Genomic DNA, 22,242 nt, shown 5'->3' on the forward strand with positions numbered 1-22,242 from the left:
TTAATAAGCTCATCTAATAGATCTTGTAAAGTAATGTTTCTTAAACTATTCTCTAAAGCTTCTTGTGCTTTTAGGAGGGGAGGGGTTAAGAGGCCTTCGATCTTGCTACCAAGTGGGCAGGCTTTAGGTGAGTCAGAGTGGATCTTAAAAAGTTTTTCTTTATCATTTACTGCGTTAAAGATTTGAAGGAGGGTTATATCTTTTGGCTCTTTCGCAAGACTCACACCACCAACTCCAGCTACAATATTCACAAGTCCTGCAGCCTTTAGAGTGCCAAGCAGACGCCTAACTATGACTGGATTCGTGTTTATACTACCTGCTATAAATTCACTCGTGACTTTCTCGTCTTTGAAAAAACAAGCTGCTAAAACTACATGAACCGCGGTTGAAAACTTAATCCCTACTTGCACAATTGTCCTTGAAATTTTCTCTGATTATACTTTAAATTTTTACTAAAAGCAGTTTATTTTTTAGTTTGGATTTGACATAGCTGGCTTTTTGTGCCAGCTATGTCAAATCTATAATTTTATGCTCGCTCGCCAACTGCCGTGAAGCGTTTTTGTATAAATTTTTTATTTTTTAGCTCGTCTATGATCGCAAGCGCAAGGTCTGCATAGCTTATATAGCTCTCATTTTTTGAGTTTAAGATGAGATTATCTCCACCAAGCACGTATTTACCAGTACGAGCACCATTTGCGTCGTAGTCACCTGCTGGACTTACATATGTCCAGAGCAAATCGCTCCTACCTTTTAGCTCAAAATAAGACTCTGCAGTCGCCTTTGCCACACCCATATATGCAGCTGGGAAGTCTGGCGTGTCCATCACCATTGTGCCCTTATCGTCTACAAATAATGTGCCAGCGCCACCAACTACAAGTAGTCTTGTGTCGCTACCCTCTAGCAAATTTGCAAGATGAGCAGCAACCTTTTTGTGGAGTGGGAAGGTCTCTGGTGTCCAAGCGGCAAATGCACTGATAACTACATCAAAGCCTGCTAGATCGGACTTGGCTAGATCAAAAATATCTTTATATATGACTTTAACGTTGTCATTTTTATACTCTTTGTTTCTAACGATCGCTGTGACGTCGTAACCTTGTTTTAGCGCCTCATTTACTAAATTTGCACCGCTTTTGCCGTTTGCACCTATGATTGCTATTTTCATTGTTTATCCTTTAAATTTGTCTTTAAATTTAGAGCCAGCTTGGCTTTACGTCATCAACTATCACGCCGTCGCTCATAGTGTATTGCTCTAGGCTACCGCGTTTTGTCTGGATGCAGATCATTTTGATGCCGTTTTTGCCAGCTTTAAAGCACCTCTTACCCTCTGGATCTATGCGCACCGCGTCACCTTTGCTTACATTTATCACTTCGCCGTCGATGAAGAGCTCGCCATCGCCATCAGTGATGATGTAAAGCTCCTCGTTTTGCTTGTGCGCATGGACAAATGGCACGCTTACATTTGCCGCAAGCTCATTTATAGATACCTCACAGCCAGTTAAATTTAAAGCTTCTTTTAGCTCGACTCTTGGCTCGTTTGCGACCTTTGCAACCTGATAATTTTTCATTTTTTCTCCTTATTTTTATGTTGTAATCTTTTTACTTACAACTGATGAGCGAAGTATAATAATTTTTTGTTGTAATGTCAAGAGTTACAACAAAAAATTTCAAATTTTTATAAATTTGGGCTAGAATTTGCAAAAAATTCTAGGAGTAAATTTGCAAAATAACGCCTTTAAAACGCTAAAGAGCATAGCGACCGAGCATAACAAAAAGCTCATTTTGACCTTTGCTTTGGTGCTAGCAGAGAACGGACTTTTTCTAGCATACCCGATATTTGCGGGCTTTGCGATAAACGCAATCATGCAAGGAAATACGTTAAATGCTCTCATTTACGCACTTTTTGTGCTCATAGCGTGGCTTGTAGGAGCCATTAGACGCCGCGTGGATACGCAATTTTGCAAATATCTACGCAAAGCTTGCTGTAAATGTCATCATGAATGAAAAACAAAATGCCAAAGACGACTCCGCCATCATCGCCAGAGTAGCGCTCTCGCGAGAGTTTGTAAATTTCTTTGAGACGCATTTTCCTATATTTTTTACATCGGTTATTTCGATCATCGGCTCAGCGTTTATGCTCATTTTTGTTGAGCCAAAGGTCGCTGTGGCGTGCTTTGCCGTAATGATCGCTTTTCTTATATTTTTACCAAGATATATTAAGAAAAATGACGACCTTTATCTTCGCTTAAATGACCGCCTAGAAAAAGAGGCAAAGGTGATAGGTGTTTTTAACAAAAGCACGCTAAATAGGCACTACGATGTCGTTTCTAAATTTCGTATAGCGATCTCAAATAGGGAGGCGATGAGCTATTTTATCATCGGCATTAGCGCTTCACTGCTCTTTTTGGTGGCGATAATAGTGTTAAGCTCGCAGCAGACAAATGCCGGCCACATCTACTCTGTGATGACCTATATATGGAATTTCGTCATCAGTCTTGATGACTCGCCAAAGCTCATAGAGGAATTTTCAAATTTAAAAGATATCGGCAAGAGGATCGACGCCCAAAAGAAGGACAATGATGCACAACAAGAACGTTCTTAGAAATTCATTTTTTCTAATTTTCACGTTTATGATAGTTGAGGCCGTTTTTGGCTTCGTTTCAAACTCGCTTGCGCTTGTTAGCGACGCATTTCACATGCTCTCAGACGCTGCGGCTCTCTTTTTGTCGCTGATTGCTTTTAAGATCGCAGAAAAAAGGGCAAATTTACAAAAGACCTTTGGCTACAAAAGGGTCGAGATCATCGCTGCTTTCATAAATGCCATCGCTCTTATCGCACTTGCAGTCTTTGTCGTAGTCGAAGCTATCATCAGGCTTTTTAACGAGCCAGAGATCAAAGCTGAGACGATGCTTTTTGTTAGCATTTTGGGGCTTGTGGTAAATTTAGTCGTAGCTATTTATATGCATAAAAGTGCTGATACAAAAGAAAATTTAAATATGAAAGGTGCTTATTTGCACGTGCTTGGCGACACGCTTGGCTCGGTTGGTGCCATCGTCGCGGCACTTCTTGTGATGAAATTTAACTTCACGCAGGCCGATAGCATCGCAAGTATCTTTGTCTCGCTACTCATCATAAAAAGTGGCGCTAGCTTGCTAAAAGATAGCTTTAATATCCTGATAGAAGCCGTGCCGCTTAAGCTTGATACGGATGAAATTTTAGGCGTTATAAAGGGCGTAGATGGCGTTAAAATCGTGCATGACCTACATATCTGGGCGATAAATGCTGGCACAAACGCGCTCATAGCCCATGTGGTGGTGGATGATGCGCTAAGCGTGGCTGAAATTTCAAAGATGATAAAGCGCATCGAGCACGAGCTTTCTCACGCAGGCATCGGTCACGTCACGCTTCAGTTTGAAAGTGAGAACCTTGGACATAAAGACGATCTCATCTGCGAGTTAAATGACGATGAAGGACATGAGCACTTTGGACATTGTCATTAAGATTTTTAAGAATAGAGCCAAGCTCTAGTGACGGGCTTATGATAAAAATATATTTATTGGCATTTAAATCAACTTTAGGCAAAATAAAGCCCAAAATTTAGTAAAAAGTAAAACTTATATGAAAAACATTAGAAACTTTAGCATCATCGCTCATATCGACCACGGCAAAAGCACGCTTGCTGACCGCCTTATTCAGGAGTGTGGCGCCGTCAGTGACCGTGAGATGAGTAGTCAGATCATGGATACGATGGATATCGAAAAAGAGCGTGGCATCACGATAAAAGCCCAATCTGTTCGCCTAAACTACGCACTAAACGGTGAAAATTTCGTCCTAAATTTGATTGACACTCCGGGCCACGTCGATTTTAGCTACGAGGTGAGCCGCTCTTTAGCTAGTTGTGAGGGCGCGCTGCTCGTGGTGGACGCTTCTCAGGGTGTAGAGGCGCAGACTATCGCAAACGTCTATATCGCGCTAGAAAACAACCTAGAGATCATCCCAGTCATCAACAAGATCGACCTACCTGCGGCTGATCCTGCTAGGGTAAAAGACGAGATCGAGCACATCATCGGACTTGACTGCTCAGGAGCGATCGAAGTGAGCGCAAAAACAGGCGTTGGCATAAAAGAGCTGCTTGAAGCGATCATTACGAGGATCCCTGCGCCAAATGGCGATGTTAGCAAGCCTACAAAGGTGCTAATTTATGATAGTTGGTTTGACAACTACCTTGGTGCGCTTGCACTCGTTCGCGTATATGACGGCACTATCTCAAAAAATGATGAAATTTTAGTCATGGGAACAGGCAAAAAGCACATCGTGCTTGACCTCATGTATCCAAATCCTATCGCGCCGATCAAGACCAAAACGCTTAGCGCTGGCGAAGTTGGTATCGTAGTTTTAGGACTTAAAAATGTTAGTGACGTCCAGGTTGGTGATACGATAACGCAGTCAAGAAATCCCCTAAAAGAGCCAGTTGGCGGCTTTGAGAGAGCCAAGCCGTTCGTATTTGCGGGACTTTATCCGATAGAAACTGATAAATTTGAAGATCTACGTGACGCACTGGATAAGCTAAAGCTAAATGACAGCTCCATTAGCTACGAGCCAGAGACCTCGGTCGCACTTGGATTTGGCTTTAGGGTTGGCTTTTTAGGTCTTCTTCATATGGAGGTTGTTAAAGAGAGGCTGGAGCGCGAATTTGATCTTGATCTCATTGCTACAGCGCCGACCGTGACATACGAAGTCATCCAAACTGATGGGCTAAATTTAAAGATACAAAACCCAAGCCAGCTGCCACCAGTAAATAAAATAGACTCAATCCTTGAGCCATACGTGAAGGCGACTATCATCACGCCAAGCGAGTTTTTGGGCAACATCATCACACTTTTAAACAACCGCCGTGGCATACAAACGAAGATGGATTACATCACGACTGATCGCGTGCTGCTAGAGTATGACATCCCGATGAACGAGATCGTTATGGACTTTTACGACAAACTAAAATCAAGCACAAAAGGCTACGCGAGCTTTGATTATGAGCCTAGCGACTACCGCGTAGGCGATCTAGTAAAGCTTGATGTCAAAGTGGCTGGTGAAACGGTCGATGCACTCTCTATCATCGTGCCTGAGAGCAAGGCGCAGACAAAGGGCAGGGACTTTGTAAAGGCGATGAAAGAGATCGTGCCTCGTCAGCTTTTTGAAGTAGCGATACAAGCGAGCATCGGCAACAAAATAATCGCCCGAGAAACCGTAAAATCAATGGGTAAAAACGTCACAGCCAAGTGCTACGGTGGCGATATTACGCGTAAGCGAAAGTTGCTTGAAAAGCAAAAAGAGGGTAAGAAACGCATGAAGGCGATAGGTAAGGTGAATTTACCGCAAGAGGCGTTCTTATCAGTCTTAAAAATAGACTAGCGGCTTATCTTTTGTGTCCTTTTGAAAGAGTTAGTGAAATTTTGGCTTGATGAACCACATGTTCTATCTGCACCAAAATTTCACGTCACAGCTTTCAAAATCACCACAAAATATTTCGCCTTATTCTGAGCTGGTGATACGGTCGCTTTTGGTTTTTGTTTTTGATTAAATTTTAAATACTAAATTTGCAAAAAGGAGCATTATGCCATTTGTGAAAATTTGTGTGACAAAAGAGGGCAATAGCCCAAGTGTTGAGCAAAAAGAGAAGATGATAAGCGGAGTTACAAAGCTAATAAGCGAAATTTTAGGTAGAAGCGCTCAAAATACCGTTGTTATTATCGATGAGATCGATACGAATAACTACGGCATCGCAGGCGAGAGTGTGAAAAATCTCCGCAAAAAACAAAAAGAGCAAAAGGAAGTAAAATGCTAAGAACGACATTATTAGCAGTTTTTGCAGCTATCTTTCTAACTGGCTGCGTGGCTAAAGCTAGTCTTTGTCTATCGTGTGAGGGTATAGACGGTGTGCAAAGTGCGAGCATAAACAGCGAAGATAAGATGTATTTTGAAGAGGTTATGAGGATACCGGCTGATTGTAGTGCTTGTAAAGGCAGGGGCGATGGTCTTTTTATAAATGGTGTCAAATATAAAAGTGATGTAGCAATAAACTGCTGCTTGGAAAAAAATATGATCGATACCAATGTTGGGCTAAAAAAGGTTTATTTCCACAGGATTGTCGATGCTAGAAGTAGCGCTAGATCGATATATTATACGGGCGTTGAAGGAAATACTGCAGTTTTTAACTCAAACCCGCGCCTTGAAGTGCTTTTTTACATGTTTTTGCAGCGTGAGTTAAATTCTCGTGGAATCGTTGTTGTCGATACTCAAACATCACCTTACACGTACAGGCTTGATTTTAGATTTGACGAGCTTAGAGGAAGCTATTCGGGAAGTTCAGAAATTTTAAACGGACATCTAAATGGGCTTCTTATTCTTTCAAATATAAATTTCAAAAAAACGTTACCTATCTCGACTAGGCACCATGTGGAGAAGCTAGAGGCTTCAGAGTCTGGTCAGTTTGACTTTTTTATAGCACTTTTAGTTAAACAAGCTGCGATAAAGGTAGCCGATGAGATCACTAAACTTTAAAAGGAAAAACGATGAATAAATTTAAATTTTTAGCTATTTTTGGACTTTTTGTTTTATTTTTAACTGGTTGTGCACCAAGTCAAAGTGTTGTCGCATTTGATCCATATAAGGCTGCTGCGAGCCAACAAAATAGCGGCTTTGAGGCCTATATAAGCGCAGTGCATGACAACCGCAAAAACAAAAGTACCATTGCTACGATCACTGATAGCAAAGGTACCGTAAAAGAATATGTCGTGCTTCAAAACGATCTTGCTACTTATTTTAGCGATTCGCTCAAAAAAGAGCTTATGGCGCGCGGTGCAAATGTAAATGGCATGGGTGGCGTTGTAGTTGAAATTTTTATCAACGAGTTTGAAGCAAATATGAGCGGATACGGCACTGATAATACAAAAGGTAATATTAAGATCACGCTTAAGATCCAAAAAGGCGATCAAAGCATCGTTAAAAATATTTCAAATAATCAAACCAAATTTGAGTTGATTCCCACAGGTGGAGCATTTAAATCATTTTTGACTGAAATAATAAATGATGCCATCAAACGCACTGCAATTGCTATTTTAAATAGCTAATGTTTTGTGCGTTTTGCAAGAGCTTTACGCTAAATACATTTTGTAAAATTTGCTCACAAATTTTAAGCGAGCCAAGCCCGATAGTAAGAGAACTAGAGGGCTTTAAAATTTATAGCTTTTACGGCTACTCTGAAATAAAAGAACTCATCCACTCCAAGCACCAAATGCACGGATATTTTATATATAAAAACTTAGCTAAATTTGCATTTAATCAATTTTTTAAAAGCTTTAGCTTTCCGGAGAAAGTCTATGCTCTGCCTATAGATGATAGAGTTCATTTTGGCTACTCACACACGGCTATTTTGGCAAATGCACTAAGGGCTAAAAATCTAAAGCCCATATTTCACGCACTGCATGCGACCAGTAAGATTAGCTATAGTGGCAAGGATTTGCAATTTAGGCAAAATAACCCAAGAAATTTTAAAATCCTAAAAAAGATCACTGCGCCAGTTATTTTAGTAGATGATATCGTAACTACTGGCACTACGATACTTGAGGCTAAAAATACTTTAGAAAAAGCTGGCGTAAAAGTACTTTTTGCTCTAGTTTTGGCTGACGCTAAATATTAAATTTTAATTTTTGCCTAAGTCTTTTTGGCTAGAAATTTACTAAACTCCAGCAATAGTGGCAAATCAGGCAAAAGCGATAAATTTATAGATAAAGCATAGTGCCAAGGCGAATCATATTTGATCCACATTTTATCGCTAGCTCGAAGTCGCTACTCATGCCCATCGAGCATATAGCTGCACCTTTTGGCTTTAGGCTCTCAAAAATTTTATAAGTAAGCTCAAAGCTCTTTTGAATCTCTTTTGGCTCATCCACATGCGCTCCGATACTCATCACACCTTTTAAATTTATATTTTTACACTCGCTTTGGATGCGCTCATAAATTTCTGCCGCATTTGCTACGCTTACACCTTGCTTTGTATCTTCATCAGCTGAGTTTATCTGAAGCAAAGTATCTAGCTTATAGCTAAGCCTTTTATCGACCTCTACGGCTCTTTCAAAGCTATCGCAGCTTTGCCAAAGTGTTGGCTTTAGACTTATCATTTGATTTATTTTGTTATTTTGCAATCGGCCGATCATATGCCATTTTATATCAGCAAAATTTTGCAGTTCTAGCTCTTTTTTGGCTAGCTCTTGGACTCTATTTTCGCCAAAATTTCTTTGCCCTTGCGCGTAAAGCTCTCTTACTTCAGTGCATGTCACGTTTTTACTAACGGCGATTAGTGTCACATCTTTGCTTAAATTTTCTATCTTTTCTAACAGCTCTTTTAAAACTATCATTATAAACCTCCGCTTAATCTCATAATGTCATTAAAGGTTGCAAGCACCATTATGCCAAGCAGTAGCGCCCAGCCACAGTAGGTAAGTGTTGTGAGCACTCGCTCATTTACCTCGCGTCTAAAAATTAGCTCATATAAGTTAAAAAGTATGTGGCCACCATCAAGTGCTGGGATGGGGAATAAATTTAAAACGCCTAAATTTACCGAGATTAAAGCGACGATCGTTAAAAGCACGCCAAGACTTATTTTTGCAGCTTTTGAAGTGACATCAGCGATCTGTACGATACCGCCAACCTCTTTTAGTGGTACGGCTCCGCTTACTAGTTTGGTAAAGCTTTTAAAGATTAGTTTTGATGCCTCGATCGTCTCACTAAAGGCAAAATTTATGCCTGCAAGACCAGTGTGGTAAATTTTTACCACTTCGCCATTTGGAGAGATCCCAATCAATGGGCGCTGTACCTTTTCATTAAATAGATTTACCGTCTCGCCTATTTTTGGTGTTAAATTTATAGTCATTTGCGAGCCGTTGCGATCTATCAAAATGGTGCTTGGCTCAAGTTTTACATTTTTACTAATCTCGTCCCACTCGTTTATCTTTACGCCATTTATTTCTAAAATTTTATCATTTTTAGCTAGTCCAGCGCTTGCAGCTGCTGAGTCTTCAGCTATGTGGCCTACACTTGGCGCAAGTCTTTCAACTCCGATAGATCCAAGCAAAATGTATATAAAAAACGCCAAGATAAAGTTAAAAAATGGCCCTGCAAAGAGGATGTAAATTCGCTTTATAGGGCTTAGCACGTTATAGCTATCACGGTCGTAGTTTCTGGCTTTTGGGTCGGTGTCGTCTTGCCCTTTTAGCTGCACGTATCCGCCAAGCGGGATCGCGCTTAGGCAGTAGTCGGTGCCGCCAACGTTTTTGGTGTAAATTTTCTCGCCAAAGCCTATGCTAAAGGTATTTACCTTTACGCCAAGCGTCCTTGCTGCCAAAAAGTGACCAAGCTCGTGAAAAAATATGAGAAAACTAATGGCTAAAACGGTCACTAAAAAATAAAACGAATACGCATAAAGCCCGATGCAAAGCAGGGCTAGCGTGAAGAGAATGCCTTTCAAAACTTACCTTTTTTGAAAAAATTGATGAAATTTTAGCCAAAATTTATAAATTTACTCTCAAATTTGCCTTGCCATCTAGGCGAAAATTTCTCTTAGCCAAGAGAGTGTTTTGGCTCTATTTAGCCCTTTGCTGAGGCTAAAATAAGTTTTGTCTTTATCATCTAGGTCAAATTTCAAATCAAAACGTGACTTTACTTGATCAATGAAAGGCTCTAAATTTAAAATATCAGGGCGGGGCAAAATATCTTTTGGCAGCTCTTGCAAAAAGCTCATGTCATCATCGTTAAAATTTATTCTAGCCCTTGGCACAGCGTCGTTTCTAAGCTCTATCTCAAATGTGTGATCATACACAAATGGTGCAAAAAGGCGAATTTCTAAGTGAAATTTACTGGCTAACTCCTCATCACTTAAGCCTTGATTGCTAAACCAGTAGCCAAAATTTACAGCATTTAGCGAGATATTAAAATCATAAGGATCAGCAGGACTCACGCCTATACGGCGCAAAAGCTCATATATAGGCAGTTTTGCTTGCAAGCTATCATAATAGTCATAAAGCTTTGCAAGCAGCGGATGCGAACGACCGGCCTTCTCTTGCAAGCGTAAAATTTCAAAGATGTATCTGTGGGCAAACGAGCGGTGCGATATCGAGCGAGTGGTCTGTGTGCTTAGATAGTCTAAAATTTCAGGGCTTTTTGAAAAGCTCATCGCGCTCCAAATGCCACGCAAAGTCTCTATGTCGTTATCAAACGTATCAAATTTATCTGCATGGGTTTTGTCGTATTCTAAAGCGCAGCTTAGTAAAAATTCGTTTAGCTCAGGGCTGATCACACCGCCGATCTTTTCTAAATTTTTAGCATCGTGATAGAAATTTGTGTTGATGATCTTTTGATTTAGTTTTTTTGCTTGTTTTTGTAGCGCTGGCTCTAAATTTGCAGTGCGTTCTAAAATAATCTCTTGCAGGTCGTAGCTCAAATTTAACTCTTTTTCATCGCTTTTACATAGGCAAAGATGTATTCAAATCCAGAATAAAGCGTAAGCGCAACAGCTATCCATAGCAAAAGCTCGCCACCAGGCCAGCTCATCAGCAAAAATCCAACCGCAAACATCTGCGAAACGGTCTTTACCTTGCCAGCCATCGAAGCTGCGACTTCGACGCCATCACTTGCCATCACGACACGAAAGCCAGTTATAAAAAACTCTCTTATCAAGATAAGATAAACAGCCCAAGCGCTCGCTCTGCCAAGCATCATGAGACCCAAAAATGCAGCAAGAATTAGCATCTTATCAGCTAGTGGGTCAAGGATGGCGCCAAGCTTGGTCTTTTGATCCCAGCTTCTGGCGATGTAGCCGTCAAAAAAGTCGGTCACCGAGGCGATCACAAAGATGAGGGCTGCGAAGTAGTTTATCCAGCTTATGTGAATTTGCGTAAAAATTTCTGGCGCATTTACGAGCATAAAAAACATAAGCGGAGCTAGCAATATCCTAAAAAATGCCAACGCATTTGGTAAATTTAAACTCACAAATATGCCTTTATGCTTAGAAATTTCACTCTCATTTAAAAGTCGTGCCGCCATCTATTATAAATGTATGTCCAGTCACCCAGCTAGCCTTAGATGAGCACAAAAATAGACATGCTCCAGCTAGATCAGTCGGCTGTCCCATGCGGTTTAGTGGGTTAAGCTTTGCTGTCATATCGCGCACCTCTTCGTAGTTAGTAAAGGCTCTTAGCGCGTCTGTCTCGATAGGGCCGCCACTTACGACATTTACACGGATATTTTTCTCGCCAAGCTCGGTCGCAGCGTATCTTGCCATGGCTTCAACGGCTGCTTTTGCTGTGCCGTGACCTGCGTAGTTTTCGATATAGACTAAATTTCCAGTAGATGATAGGCTGATGATGCTGCCGCCACCCACTTTTTCCATGCGTTTTGCAGCTTCTTGAGTGCCTACGACAAAGGCATTTACTGTTGCTGTAAAGATATTGTTTATGCCTCTTGGTTTTAGCTTCATAAATTTAGTGTATCCACCAGCTACTGCGCGACCTGAGATGATAGCATTTGAGATGAAAAAATCAATCCTATCAAAATCCTCATCTATCTTTAAAAATAGCTCTTTATAAGTCTCCGGCTCGAGGATATTTAGTGCGTAAGCTCTTGCTTTTATCTTGTAAGTAGTCTCAAGCTCTTTTGCTTGTTCTTTTGCAAGCTCTTCGTTTGAGTTGTAGGTAAATGCTATATTTACACCAGCTTTTGCAAATTCTTCAACTATGGCTCTGCCGATGCCTCTGGTGCCGCCGCTGATGACTAGTGTTTTACCTTTAAATTCGTTTAGTGTGTCCTTCATTAAAAACCCTTTATTTCGTAATTTTTTATTACTTCTTCTATCTTTTTAAAATTTTCTTTACTTGGTTTGCAAAGTGGCAAGCGGTACTCTAAAGAGTCGATTAGTCCAGCTAGATACATCGCTGCTTTTATCGGTATCGGATTGCTTTCGCAAAAGAGCGTTTTATTTATCGTATATAGATTATCGTTTATTAGTTTTGCTTTTTTGTACTCTTCGTTCATTGCAAGATGCGTAAGCTCTGAAATTTGATCTGGCAAGAGGTTTGCAGTAACTGAGATAACGCCCTTGCCGCCATTTGATATGATAGGATAGTTGATCGCATCTTCACCACTAATGACTACTAAATTTGGCTCGTGAGCTAGTAGATCGACGCATCTATCTATGCTACCTGTAGCCTCTTTGATGCCGTAGATATTTTTGCACTCTTTAAAAAGTCTAAAAACGGTCGCTGGCAAGATATCCACTCCAACTCTACCTGGAACATTATAAAGAAGCACAGGGATTTCAATGCTATTTGCAATGGCTTTGTAGTGCTCATAAAGCCCTTCTTGCGTTGGTTTATTGTAATAGGGCGCAACTGAAAGGATGCCATCAGCACCATGAGCTTGAGCAAATTTAGCGATACCAATAGCTTCGTGAGTCGCGTTGCTGCCAGCGCCAGCTAGTACTTTTACATTTGTGCCTTTACACGCATCTACGGCTATTTCGATACAAATTCTATGCTCATCATGCGTTAGTGTTGCACTCTCGCCAGTGGTTCCAACTGGCACAACAACATCTATGCCGTGTTTTATCTGTCTTTTTATTAGCTTTTCAAAACTGACTTCATCTACTTTTTGATTTTTAAATGGCGTAATGAGTGCGGTCATCGCACCTTGAAGCGAATTTTCCACGTTTATTCCTTTTTCAAAATTATTGTCGTGCTGGTTTTTTCATTAAAATATCTATTTGCTATATCTTTTAAAAGTTTTGCATCGATTTTATTGATATTTTTTTCAAGCTCGTAAAGTGGCTTTATGTCACCTCTAGCAAGGTATGAGCCGTATAAATTTGCAACTTTGCTTGCACTCTCAAATGAGTATATAAAATCAGTTTTTATCAAATTTTTAACTCTTAAAACATCATCTTTGTCGATTGGTTTATTTTTTAAATCATCTATGATCTTTAAAATTTCATCTTCAACCACACTTGCTTCGACGTCTGGGTTGCAAACTGCTAAAAATATAAATAAATTTTCATCAACGCAGCTCATATTATAAGCATAAATTTGATTTACGAGCATTAGCTCATCGATTAGACGTTGCTGTAAAATAGAGCTTTTGCCAGTGGCTAGATATTCGCTTATCGCATTTAGCCCTACTTGATCAGTGTGTTTAAAATTTGGGATTTTATAAGCGATCGCTAGCATTTGTGTTTGGCTATCTTTATAGATGATTGCTCTTCTGGCTCCGTCTTGTTCAGGTTCTTTACAGTGAGATTTTGGGATGGCTCTTTTATTTTTTATACTGCTAAAGTTTTTCTTAGCTAGTTTAAATGCCTCATCCTTGCCGATGTCGCCACTTATCATTAAAATGGCATTTTTTGGCTGATAAAAAGTAGCGTGAAATTCTTTTATGTCGGAGATATTCCAGTTTTCGATATCTTTTATAAAGCCTATCGGTGTCCAGTGATATGGATGATAGATAAATGCGTGGTTGTAGAGCCTAAAGTAGAGGTGTCCCATAGGGTTGTTGTCTGTTCGCCACCTGCGCTCCTCGTGCACCACCTCGCGCTCTGGCTGAAATTCTTTATCTTTTAGACTTAAATTTTTCATAAGCTCGGCAAAAAGCCCAAGCGTTTTGTCTAAATTTTCATTTGACGCTTTTATAAAGTAGTGGGTATAGTCAAAGCCAGTACTTGCGTTATTTACGCCACCAAAGCCTTTTACGATTTCGTCAAACTCCCCAGCTCGTAAATTTTTGGTTGATTTGAAATTTAGATGCTCTAACATGTGAGCTATGCCACTTTTGCCCATCACTTCGTTTCTTGATCCAACTTTATAAAAGACATCGACGCTTATCGCCTTTGAGCCAGGATTTATGGGTACGTGATAAATTTCAAGTCCGTTTTCTAGTTTTGTTTTATTAAATTTTATCAATCTTTTGCCTTTTATTTTTTAACATCTATGCCGACTGCTTCGCTAATAGAGGCAAAGCCATCTCGCTTTAAAAGCTCTAAAATTTCTAAATTTATATCTCTTGCGATCATCGGCCCTTTAAAGATAAAGCTTGTAAAAATTTGCACTAAATTTGCTCCCATTTTTATGCGTTCATACGCCTCTGCACCGCTATCTATGCCACCACATGCGATAAGCGTCGTCTTGCCATAAAGCTCGTCTGCAACGGCTTTAAAGATATCTTTTGACTTTTTAGCGATCACCTTACCGCTTAGTCCGCCAAAATCCTTTAAATTTGACGAGTGAGAGAGCGAGTAATCAACGCTTGTATTTGAAACGAGCACTCCGCTAGCGCCGTTTTCTATCGCGCAGCTGCAAAGCTCGATCGCATCTTTGTGGCTCATATCTGGAGCGATTTTAAAGATGATTGGTTTTTTGGTAAGTGGTAAAATGACACTAAAAAGCTCTTTTATGAAGCTCTCATCTTGCAAGGCTCTTAAATTTGGTGTATTTGGCGATGAGACGTTTATGACAAATGTGTCGCAAATTTCACTAAATTCTTTTACTAAAATTTCATAGTCTTTTATCGCGTCTTCGTTTGGTGTGACCTTGTTTTTACCGATGTTTGCCCAGATTGGTATGGTGAAAGGATATATCTTTTTTACTCTATTTTTGATAGCCTCGCAGCCATCGTTGTTAAAGCCCATCGCATTTTGGATGCTCTCTTCATCTATGAGTCTAAAAAGCCTTGGTTTATCATTGCCAGGCTGCGGTTTTGGTGTAAATGTGCCAAATTCTAAATACCCAAAGCCAAGTGCGGTAAGCGCCTCAAACATTGTGGCGTTTTTATCAAAGCCACCTGCGATGCCAACTGGGTTGTGATAAGTGCTTGAAAATAAATTTTGTTTTAGCGCATTGTCATCGACCACGCACTTATTTGCTACAAAGCTTAATGATCCTGGAAAAATTTTATTTGCTCCGACCATCGCGATTTCAGCGATCTTGTGGGCTGTTTCTGGATCAAATTTAAAAAATATAGATTTTAAAGTATCGTAGTTTAAGCTCATTTTAACCTCTTTAAAATGCCTAAAAATTTGTGCAAATCTTAGCAAAAATCGCCTTAAACTAAGGCTTTGCCTTTAAGTTTTGCATAAATTTCATTTCTCTTGCTAAGCTCTTCATCACTTCCGATATCAACGACCTTTCCACCACTTAAAACCGCGATCTTATCAGCACTCTCAACCGTGCTTAGACGGTGAGCGATGACAAAGATGATCTTTTTGTTTCTTAGGTTGTTTATAGCCTTTGTGATCTCTTTTTCACTCTCGTTATCAAGCGCTGAAGTAGCTTCGTCAAAGATAAGAATTTGTGGGTTTTGATAAAGTGCTCTTGCTATTGCGATGCGTTGTCTTTGACCGCCTGAAAGGTTTGTGCCAAATTCATTTAAGATAGAGTGGATACCATCATCTAGTTTGCTTACAAACTCATAAGCATTTGCCATTTTTAGTGCATTTATCACGGCATCTTCGTTAAATTCTCTGCCGTAAGCCACGTTTTTAGCGATTGTATCGTTAAAGATATAGACACGCTGCGTTACAAGGCCGATATTTTGGCGAAGTGAGTGGATTTTGATATCTTTTAAATTTGTCTCATTTATTAAAATTTCTCCGCTATTTACGTCGTAAAATCTCATAAGCAGATTCATGAGCGAGGTTTTTCCGCCGCCACTTGAGCCAACAAGAGCTATAAATTCTGACTCACGAGCCTCTAAATTTATACCTTTTAAAACCTCTTTGTCACCGTAGTTTAGGCAGACATTGTTAAATTTGATAAGTCTTATCTCTTCGTTTAGCTCTTTTTCGCCATCTTTTATCTCGCTTACTTTATCCATCAAGAAAAAGGTTCTCTCGCTTGCGGCGATCGCATCTTGCATTTTATTGTATATATTTACGATACGTTTTAGCGGGGTGTAGAGCATGAAAAGTGCAGTTAAAAATGAAAAAAAAGCGCCCATATTTATATTTCCGTCGATGACGTCTTTGCCGCCTATTATGATGACAGCTGCCACGCCGATTGAGCCAATTGTTTCCATTAGTGGGCTTACTAATTGCTCGATTTTTACGGTTTTAAGGTTTAACTTAAAAAATTTGTTATTTTCTTCAACGAAACGTGAGTGCTCGTATTTTTGGGCATTATTTGCCTTGATGATCTCGATATTTGTAAAAATTTCACTCAATGCTGAGGTGATATCAGATGTCTTTTCTTGTGATTTTTTTGAGATTTTTTTCATCTTTTTAGCAAGGCGCGAGATCGGATAAATCGCTATTGGCATAACAACAAGTGCAAAAAAAGCTAATTTAGGGCTTTGGTATATGACTACACAAAGCAGACCTATGATAGTTACGAGCTCCCTAATAAGCTCAGGTATGATGCTTGAAACAATGGATCTTATGCGCTCTATATCGTTCGTGGTTCTGCTTATTAGCTCGCCTGTTCTAAAATCATTAAAAAATTTCATGTCCAAATTTAGTAAATTTTCAACCATCTTTTCACGAAATCTTCTAATTGTATCTTGACCAATATACGCGGTAAAATAGGCCTGCATAAAAGTTCCAATATTTTTTAACAGGTAAATAGCAATGATCGCACATGGTAACAAATAAAGCAGTGTTTCGTTTTTTTCAACGAAAATTTTATTAAGTACTGGCTCCACCAGATATGCACTGACTGCTGTTCCGCCACTTGCAAGCCCCATACCTATGAAGGCTAGGATGAAGTGTGGAATGTAGTCTTTAAAATATGGGCCAAAGCGTTTTAGTACATCTTTTAAACCAAAGTTAGTCATTATTTTTCTCCCAAACTACGCCATTTGGCGTATCCATGATGGAGATATTCATCTTTTCTAGCTCGTCTCTTATCTCATCAGCTCTTGTAAAATTTCTCTCTTTTTTAGCTATCGCCCGCTCATCAAGTAGTCTTTTTATCTGCTCTTTTTGCTCGTTACTTACACCAAACTGAAAATACTCAACATAATTTGTGCTGGCAATGCCTAAAATTTCACTTATAAGCTCCAAATTCGCCACTACTTCGGCCTTATAGACTTTATCTTTTGGATTACTATCAAGTCTTTCATTTGCCGTTTTTACAAACTCATCAACACTTGCAAGTGCTTTTGAAGCGTTTAGATCATCACTTAGTGCCTCAAGTAGCTCGCTTTTAAAGCTCTCGTTTATAGCGCCAGCTTGTACGCCATCAACTCTTTTTTTAAGGCGATAAATTTTATCAAGTCTCTTTTTTGAAGCCACCAAGTCTTCATCTGAATAATTAAAATGAGCCCTATAATGGCTTGTAAGCAGATAAAATCTAAGCACTTCGCCATGAATATTTTTTAGGGCATCTTTTACGAAAAAGCTATTATTTAGGCTCTTGCTCATCTTTTCGTTATTTACTTTTATAAAGCCATTATGCATCCAGTATTTGCTCAAATTTTTATGATATGCGCATCTGCACTGGCTTGCTTCGTTTTCGTGGTGCGGAAAGAGTAGGTCGATGCCGCCAGCGTGGATGTCGATCTCAAATTTATCATTTTCTTTGTCACTTAAAAACTCCCTTATCATCGCCACGCACTCGGTGTGCCAGCCAGGGCGACCCTTGCCAAATGGGCTCTCGTACCATTTCTCATCAAATTTCCAAAGCACAAAGTCTTTTTCATCTCTTTTCTCGCCAAAACTTGCCACGCGCGCGATGAGATCGGTGTTATTATCCTTGCCACTAATGCTAAAATAGCCACTATCCTTGCTCGTATCAAAGTAAATTCCATCGCTGGCTTTATACGCCACACCTCTATCCATAAGCACCTTGATGTAGCTAATGATCGCATCCAAGCACTGCGTAGCCTTTGGTTTAAAGTCTGGATCAAGCACGTTTAAAGCATTCATATCGCTCTCATAATGTGCTATATATTTGTTTGTGATATCCTCTAGACTTTGACCAGTTTCATCCATTTTCTTTAAAATTTTATCGTCAATATCAGTGTAGTTTCTTGCAAATTTGACCTTGTAGCCAAGTGCTTTTAAGACCCTTCTTAAAAGATCAAAGCTAACGGCTGACTTTGCATGTCCCAAATGCGCGTCGTCATAGACCGTTGGACCGCATAGATAGATGCTAACTTCGCCTTCTTTTATCGGGCTAAACTCAACCTTTTCTCTTTTAGAAGTATCAAAAATTCGCATTAAATATATCCTTTAAAAATGTTAAACCAAAATAGAGCAAAACCGCCAAAATAGCGATGGCGGCTATAAATTTAGGCTCGATTATAGCTAAAAATCGCTTAGCTCCAAAGGCTCTTATATATAAAATAAGCTGTAAAAATCCCCCAAGTGAGCTTGCAAATGCAAGACCAGCTGCTCCAAATTTCTGCATCAAAATGACAGCTAGGATCAAATTTATCACAAGGCAGATGATAGAAATTTTGGCTGCCTCTTTTTGCTTCATATTTGCGTAAAGCCAAAGTGAGAAAATTTTAGCCAGTCCAAATGGCGCAAGACCCACTAAATAGGCACTTAGCACCTTGGCGCACTCAATTGTGTTGGCCCTTACGAAATTTCCTCTCTCAAACAAGAGCCAGATGATAAACTCGCTTAGCACGACGCCTGTGATCGTGGCTGCTAGCAGAGCGCAAAGGAGCAGATAAAAGCTCTTTTTTGTCCAAACTAGGGCGTTTACCTCATCTTTTTGCTTTAAGAGTCTAGTGATCTTTGGAAATAGCGCCTGAGAGAGTGCGATCGCAAAGATGGCAAGTGGAAGCTGAAAAATTCTATTTGCATAAAAAAGATAGCTTATCGAGCCACTTACCAAAAAGCTTGCTAGCCAAGTGTCCATAAATGCGCTTATTTGCATCGCACTTGAGCCAAGTAAGCCGTGGTAGAAATTTATAAAAAAACCTTTGCTCTGCGCTCTTTTGCCTTTAAAATATCCGCTTAGACCGCCCCAGAAAATTTTATTTAAGGCGTTAAATTTCATAGCGATTAGATGCACTAAAACCTGCAAAATGCCGCCTGCAACGACGCCAAAGCTAAGATAAAGTGCGACCACGCTCTCGCTCTTGCCACGAGCCAAAAGTAGTGAAGCGATCATGGCTAAATTTAGTAGCGCAGTAGAAAATGCAGTAGTTGCAAAGTGCCCTTTATACTGAAGTAGCGCACCCATGAAAGTGACGATATAAACAAGTGCTAGATAGTAGAAATTTATACGCACAAGTGGCACTGCGTCTGTGATATTTTGCTCGCTTAAACCGCTTGCAATGATCTTTATAAAGTAGGGCGTAAATAAATTTACAAGAAGCGTTAATGCGCCTATAAAAAGTAGAAATTTGATGAAAATTTCAGCCTGAAAGATCGCTTTTTTCTTGCTATTTGTAAAATTTGGCAAAAATGCCTGTGTAAAGGCACCTTCTCCAAAGATACGGCGAAATAAATTTGGTATTTTAAAAGCGATAAAAAAAAGATCGCTAAATATGCCAGCTCCAAGGATAGAAGCTGTTAAAAGGTCTCTTATAAGTCCAAGAATTCTTGAAACCATAATGCCAACTGAGTTTGAAAAAAAGCCTTTTATAAACATCGCCCACCTATTAAATTTGAAAACGCAATAGTAACAAAAGATGCTTTAAAGCTTACATAACCCAAATTTAATAAAATTTTGGCGATAATAAGAGCCAAATTTTATGTGAAATGGATCAATTTTGAGCGAGAACGTGCAAGAAAACGAGAGATTTTTACCGCCAACGCAAATTCAAACTTCAACACCTTATATATCGCTTAAAGAACTAAGCAAACAATACAGCGTACCGGTAGAATTTATAGATTTTAAAATTTTAGATATTTTGACTTATTATAAAAATAAAGATAATGAAGAGCCAGTTTTTGTCCCTGAAGAAAATTTAGACTTTTTTGATGATAATGCATTTTATCTTGACGAGACACTAGAGATCGAGCAGTTCTATGACGTGGAATTTTTTGATGTTAGGCTAAATGCTGTGCCAAAGCTTCCAAAGATAGAAATCGGTGTAAATTCAACAGTTACAAAAGTAGTCGCAAAGGTAAAAGCCACAAAAGATTGTGAATACGAACAGCATTACGAAGATAAGCTTTTTGAATATATCGCCAAACAGCTCATGAAAGCTCAAATTTTAATAGGTATAAGGATCGGCAAACTAAAAGATGAGTTAAAACAAATTGCCTCGGTTGTGCATGTAAAGGGCGAACTTGATAAAGACTACATATTAAATATAACACAAGGCATAAATCCAAAAAAAGCTACCGATGCAAAGATACTTTACTGCTACAAAGATAAGCTTGATGCGATAAAAGAGGAAGATAAGGTTGATTACGCTGATAGAGGTTTTGTTTTTGGCGTGGCACAAGATGAAGTGATAATGGAAGAGAAAAAGTCTCACGAAGGGCAAAATGGCCGTGATGCGAGAGGCAAATTATTAGCAGTAGAAAAGCCAAAAGAAGATACTGGTAAAGAGATAAGTATAAGCGAAAATATAGAGAGAGTAGAAAATGACGATAGCATAATATATATCGCTAAAAAATCAGGATATGTAGTTGAGAAAAATGGTTCATTTGACATTGAAGAGCGTATAGAGATAAATGAAGCAAATTTTAAAACAACTGGCTCTATTCAAGCAGGCACTGATACAAATGTGACTTTGGTGGTTAGGGAAACTGATACTATAAAAGACGCCATCGGTACTGGCATCATCGTGGAGGCTGACGAGATCGAGGTAAAAGGAAACGTCGGTGCAAATGCGATGGTTAAAGCAAATGAAGTAATAATTGGCGGTCAAACACACCAAAAGGCTAAAATTTATGCAAAGAATGCAAAAATTTCTATCCATATCGGTAAGGTTGAAGCTGAAAATGTCGAGATAGATAGGCTAGAAGGCGGAAATGTCGTAGCAAAAAGAGTTAAGATAAATAGCGTCGTTGGTGGCTCTATAACCGCTCAAAATATCCAAATAAATACGCTTGGCTCAAACTGCACTATCACAGCTTCACACTTAATAGACGTAAGATATTTAAGAGGCACTGACAATAAATTTATAATCGATACTAGCAAAATGCCTGAGAGTGCTGAGGCTACGCAAGAGCAGTTAAATAAGATCGAAAATACAAAAGCAGAGCTTGCCTCTCTTCTAAAAAATATTGAAACAAAGAAAAATGTCATAAATGAAAATAAAGACTCGATTTATACCATAAAAGCAAAGGTAGAAGAGCTCTCAAAAGCTAAAGTGATACCGCCAGTTACCTTTATGAAAAAGCTAAAAGAGTATCAAGGTCTAGTCAATGAATACAACACTTTGCTAAAAATTTTTAAAGATAAAAAAGAGTTGTTAGCTACCTTAAAAGATGAGCTTGAGATCATGCAAAATGGAATATTTTCTGCAAAAGTGATAAATAGAGGCAACTGGGTTGAGTTAAATGAGATTAGATTTGTTATCGTTGATCCTCCGCAAAATGTCACTTATATCTCAAAGCAAAATGAAACTGCTCATGCTATTACTTTAGAGAAGATCGGCGATGGCGATGAGGCTGAGTATAAGATCAAAAAGTCAAATAAATTAGAAGACTACACAGATACAAATTTTTAAGAATAAAAGGTTAAATGATGATAAAAGCGATCGAAGGTATCGTCAGCAGAAAAGATCCCGCATTTGTGATACTTAAAACAAATAGCGGCGTAAGCTATGGAATTTTTATCTCGCTTTTTTGCTCAGCCAAGCTTAGCAAGGGCGAAAAAGTCGAGCTTGCCATAACACAGATCATAAGAGAGGATGCAAATTTACTTTACGGCTTTTTGGATGCAAATGAGCAAAAGATGTTTGAGATGCTAATAAAGCTAAATGGAATAGGAGCTAGTACGGCTATGGCGGTTTGCTCAAGTCTTAGCTCGCAAGCATTTACAAATGCCATAATAAGCGGCGATGCTGACACTTTTAAAAGTGTGCCAGGTATCGGACCAAAGACTGCTAGACGCATTATAGCTGAGCTAAGTGACGCAAAACTAATAAGCGATGAGAGTGTGCCAAGCTATCAAAATGAGGCACTTTTGGCACTTGAAGCGCTTGGCTTTAAACGTGAGAAGATAGTGAAAATTTTGCCTGAGTGCAAGAGTGAAAATACGAGTGATCTTATAAAAGAAGCATTAAAGAAATTAGGATAAG

Annotated in this window: 22 protein-coding genes and 1 pseudogene; 9 read left to right on the plus strand and 14 right to left on the minus strand. The window is 39.3% G+C overall.

Going from position 1 to position 22,242, the window contains the following annotated elements; all coding sequences use genetic code 11:
• The 3 genes from F3G69_RS02170 to F3G69_RS02180 form a co-directional block, all read right to left on the minus strand.
• Positions 1-410, minus strand: a 410-nt coding sequence (locus tag F3G69_RS02170; protein WP_149714276.1) for an Rrf2 family transcriptional regulator, incomplete at its 3' end; no start/stop codon positions are given.
• Between the two features lie 116 nt (positions 411-526).
• Entirely contained in the window at positions 527-1,162 is a 636-nt protein-coding gene (locus tag F3G69_RS02175; protein WP_149714277.1) for an NAD(P)-dependent oxidoreductase, read from the minus strand.
• A 28-nt stretch (positions 1,163-1,190) separates the two neighbouring features.
• On the minus strand, positions 1,191-1,565 hold the full coding sequence (locus F3G69_RS02180; RefSeq protein WP_107696318.1) for a cupin domain-containing protein: 375 nt from the start codon (positions 1,563-1,565) through the stop codon (positions 1,191-1,193).
• A 229-nt stretch (positions 1,566-1,794) separates the two neighbouring features.
• On the opposite strand from F3G69_RS02180, the pseudogene F3G69_RS02185 reads away from it, so the two are divergent.
• From F3G69_RS02185 to F3G69_RS02215, 7 genes and pseudogenes are all read left to right on the plus strand, one after another.
• A pseudogene (locus F3G69_RS02185) lies at positions 1,795-2,599 on the plus strand (ABC transporter six-transmembrane domain-containing protein).
• Positions 2,577-3,497: a cation diffusion facilitator family transporter gene (locus F3G69_RS02190; RefSeq protein ID WP_149714278.1), complete on the plus strand. Its 921-nt coding sequence runs from the start codon at positions 2,577-2,579 to the stop codon at positions 3,495-3,497. The pseudogene F3G69_RS02185 and the gene F3G69_RS02190 overlap by 23 nt, the downstream one beginning before the upstream one ends.
• A 118-nt stretch (positions 3,498-3,615) precedes the next feature.
• Positions 3,616-5,406: a translation elongation factor 4 gene (lepA, locus tag F3G69_RS02195; protein WP_103600834.1), complete on the plus strand. Its 1,791-nt coding sequence runs from the start codon at positions 3,616-3,618 to the stop codon at positions 5,404-5,406.
• Positions 5,407-5,608: 202 nt separating this feature from the next.
• Positions 5,609-5,839: a 2-hydroxymuconate tautomerase family protein gene (locus tag F3G69_RS02200; RefSeq protein WP_148805944.1), complete on the plus strand. Its 231-nt coding sequence runs from the start codon at positions 5,609-5,611 to the stop codon at positions 5,837-5,839.
• Positions 5,833-6,555 (plus strand): hypothetical protein, encoded by a 723-nt coding sequence (locus F3G69_RS02205; protein ID WP_087577142.1) that lies wholly within the window; start codon positions 5,833-5,835, stop codon positions 6,553-6,555. The genes F3G69_RS02200 and F3G69_RS02205 overlap by 7 nt, the downstream gene beginning before the upstream one ends.
• An 11-nt stretch (positions 6,556-6,566) precedes the next feature.
• Positions 6,567-7,124, plus strand: coding sequence for a YajG family lipoprotein (locus F3G69_RS02210; RefSeq protein WP_107784760.1), 558 nt, complete (start codon positions 6,567-6,569; stop codon positions 7,122-7,124).
• Positions 7,124-7,693, plus strand: a complete 570-nt coding sequence (locus tag F3G69_RS02215) for a ComF family protein (RefSeq protein WP_149714279.1) — start codon at positions 7,124-7,126, stop codon at positions 7,691-7,693. Before F3G69_RS02210 ends, F3G69_RS02215 begins: the two co-directional genes overlap by 1 nt.
• A gap of 82 nt (positions 7,694-7,775) precedes the next feature.
• On the opposite strand, the gene F3G69_RS02220 is transcribed toward F3G69_RS02215, so the two are convergent.
• From F3G69_RS02220 to murJ, 11 genes are all read right to left on the minus strand, one after another.
• Positions 7,776-8,411, minus strand: a complete 636-nt coding sequence (locus F3G69_RS02220) for a YggS family pyridoxal phosphate-dependent enzyme (protein WP_149714280.1) — start codon at positions 8,409-8,411, stop codon at positions 7,776-7,778.
• Positions 8,411-9,520 carry an RIP metalloprotease RseP gene (rseP, locus tag F3G69_RS02225; protein WP_149714281.1) on the minus strand — a complete coding sequence of 370 codons (1,110 nt, stop codon included), beginning with the start codon at positions 9,518-9,520 and terminating at the stop codon, positions 8,411-8,413. Before rseP ends, F3G69_RS02220 begins: the two co-directional genes overlap by 1 nt.
• 75 nt (positions 9,521-9,595) lie before the next feature.
• Positions 9,596-10,492: a hypothetical protein gene (locus F3G69_RS02230; RefSeq protein WP_149714282.1), complete on the minus strand. Its 897-nt coding sequence runs from the start codon at positions 10,490-10,492 to the stop codon at positions 9,596-9,598.
• Positions 10,493-10,494: 2 nt separating this feature from the next.
• Positions 10,495-11,040, minus strand: a complete 546-nt coding sequence (pgsA, locus tag F3G69_RS02235) for a CDP-diacylglycerol--glycerol-3-phosphate 3-phosphatidyltransferase (RefSeq protein ID WP_103559735.1) — start codon at positions 11,038-11,040, stop codon at positions 10,495-10,497.
• 31 nt (positions 11,041-11,071) lie between these two features.
• Positions 11,072-11,860, minus strand: a complete 789-nt coding sequence (locus F3G69_RS02240) for an enoyl-ACP reductase (protein WP_149714283.1) — start codon at positions 11,858-11,860, stop codon at positions 11,072-11,074.
• Positions 11,860-12,729: a 4-hydroxy-tetrahydrodipicolinate synthase gene (gene dapA, locus F3G69_RS02245; RefSeq protein ID WP_054197407.1), complete on the minus strand. Its 870-nt coding sequence runs from the start codon at positions 12,727-12,729 to the stop codon at positions 11,860-11,862. Before dapA ends, F3G69_RS02240 begins: the two co-directional genes overlap by 1 nt.
• A gap of 26 nt (positions 12,730-12,755) precedes the next feature.
• Positions 12,756-13,997 (minus strand): M16 family metallopeptidase, encoded by a 1,242-nt coding sequence (locus F3G69_RS02250; protein ID WP_149714284.1) that lies wholly within the window; start codon positions 13,995-13,997, stop codon positions 12,756-12,758.
• Positions 13,998-14,008: 11 nt separating this feature from the next.
• Entirely contained in the window at positions 14,009-15,082 is a 1,074-nt protein-coding gene (locus F3G69_RS02255) for a quinone-dependent dihydroorotate dehydrogenase (RefSeq protein WP_149714382.1), read from the minus strand.
• Positions 15,083-15,135: 53 nt separating this feature from the next.
• Positions 15,136-16,860: an ABC transporter ATP-binding protein gene (locus F3G69_RS02260; RefSeq protein ID WP_149714285.1), complete on the minus strand. Its 1,725-nt coding sequence runs from the start codon at positions 16,858-16,860 to the stop codon at positions 15,136-15,138.
• Positions 16,853-18,247 carry a cysteine--tRNA ligase gene (cysS, locus tag F3G69_RS02265; protein ID WP_149714286.1) on the minus strand — a complete coding sequence of 465 codons (1,395 nt, stop codon included), beginning with the start codon at positions 18,245-18,247 and terminating at the stop codon, positions 16,853-16,855. The genes F3G69_RS02260 and cysS overlap by 8 nt, the downstream gene beginning before the upstream one ends.
• A complete protein-coding gene (gene murJ, locus F3G69_RS02270; protein WP_149714287.1) occupies positions 18,234-19,634 on the minus strand; it encodes a murein biosynthesis integral membrane protein MurJ in 1,401 nt (466 codons plus the stop codon). The genes cysS and murJ overlap by 14 nt, the downstream gene beginning before the upstream one ends.
• A 121-nt stretch (positions 19,635-19,755) precedes the next feature.
• Between murJ and F3G69_RS02275 the strand changes: the two genes are divergently transcribed.
• Both F3G69_RS02275 and ruvA read left to right on the plus strand, forming a co-directional pair.
• On the plus strand, positions 19,756-21,669 hold the full coding sequence (locus F3G69_RS02275) for a flagellar assembly protein A (RefSeq protein WP_149714288.1): 1,914 nt from the start codon (positions 19,756-19,758) through the stop codon (positions 21,667-21,669).
• Positions 21,670-21,686: 17 nt separating this feature from the next.
• Complete coding sequence (gene ruvA, locus F3G69_RS02280) at positions 21,687-22,241, plus strand: Holliday junction branch migration protein RuvA (protein WP_021091363.1); 555 nt, start codon at positions 21,687-21,689, stop codon at positions 22,239-22,241.
• The last annotated feature ends 1 nt before the right edge of the window (position 22,242 follow it).

This window comes from Campylobacter concisus, from assembly GCF_902460625.1.
In the GTDB taxonomy this organism is placed as follows: Bacteria; Campylobacterota; Campylobacteria; order Campylobacterales; family Campylobacteraceae; genus Campylobacter_A; species Campylobacter_A concisus_AD.

What these genes read in the sequence shown, in the direction of transcription:
- F3G69_RS02175 (WP_149714277.1), bottom strand. Translation starts at nt 1,162, where the DNA reads ATGAAAATAGCAATCATAGGTGCAAACGGCAAAAGCGGTGCAAATTTA.
- F3G69_RS02180 (WP_107696318.1), bottom strand. Translation starts at nt 1,565, where the DNA reads ATGAAAAATTATCAGGTTGCAAAGGTCGCAAACGAGCCAAGAGTCGAG.
- F3G69_RS02190 (WP_149714278.1), top strand. Translation starts at nt 2,577, where the DNA reads ATGCACAACAAGAACGTTCTTAGAAATTCATTTTTTCTAATTTTCACG.
- lepA (WP_103600834.1), top strand. Translation starts at nt 3,616, where the DNA reads ATGAAAAACATTAGAAACTTTAGCATCATCGCTCATATCGACCACGGC.
- F3G69_RS02200 (WP_148805944.1), top strand. Translation starts at nt 5,609, where the DNA reads ATGCCATTTGTGAAAATTTGTGTGACAAAAGAGGGCAATAGCCCAAGT.
- F3G69_RS02205 (WP_087577142.1), top strand. Translation starts at nt 5,833, where the DNA reads ATGCTAAGAACGACATTATTAGCAGTTTTTGCAGCTATCTTTCTAACT.
- F3G69_RS02210 (WP_107784760.1), top strand. Translation starts at nt 6,567, where the DNA reads ATGAATAAATTTAAATTTTTAGCTATTTTTGGACTTTTTGTTTTATTT.
- F3G69_RS02215 (WP_149714279.1), top strand. Translation starts at nt 7,124, where the DNA reads ATGTTTTGTGCGTTTTGCAAGAGCTTTACGCTAAATACATTTTGTAAA.
- F3G69_RS02220 (WP_149714280.1), bottom strand. Translation starts at nt 8,411, where the DNA reads ATGATAGTTTTAAAAGAGCTGTTAGAAAAGATAGAAAATTTAAGCAAA.
- F3G69_RS02240 (WP_149714283.1), bottom strand. Translation starts at nt 11,860, where the DNA reads ATGAAGGACACACTAAACGAATTTAAAGGTAAAACACTAGTCATCAGC.
- dapA (WP_054197407.1), bottom strand. Translation starts at nt 12,729, where the DNA reads ATGACCGCACTCATTACGCCATTTAAAAATCAAAAAGTAGATGAAGTC.
- F3G69_RS02255 (WP_149714382.1), bottom strand. Translation starts at nt 15,082, where the DNA reads ATGAGCTTAAACTACGATACTTTAAAATCTATATTTTTTAAATTTGAT.
- F3G69_RS02260 (WP_149714285.1), bottom strand. Translation starts at nt 16,860, where the DNA reads ATGACTAACTTTGGTTTAAAAGATGTACTAAAACGCTTTGGCCCATAT.
- cysS (WP_149714286.1), bottom strand. Translation starts at nt 18,247, where the DNA reads ATGCGAATTTTTGATACTTCTAAAAGAGAAAAGGTTGAGTTTAGCCCG.
- murJ (WP_149714287.1), bottom strand. Translation starts at nt 19,634, where the DNA reads ATGTTTATAAAAGGCTTTTTTTCAAACTCAGTTGGCATTATGGTTTCA.
- ruvA (WP_021091363.1), top strand. Translation starts at nt 21,687, where the DNA reads ATGATAAAAGCGATCGAAGGTATCGTCAGCAGAAAAGATCCCGCATTT.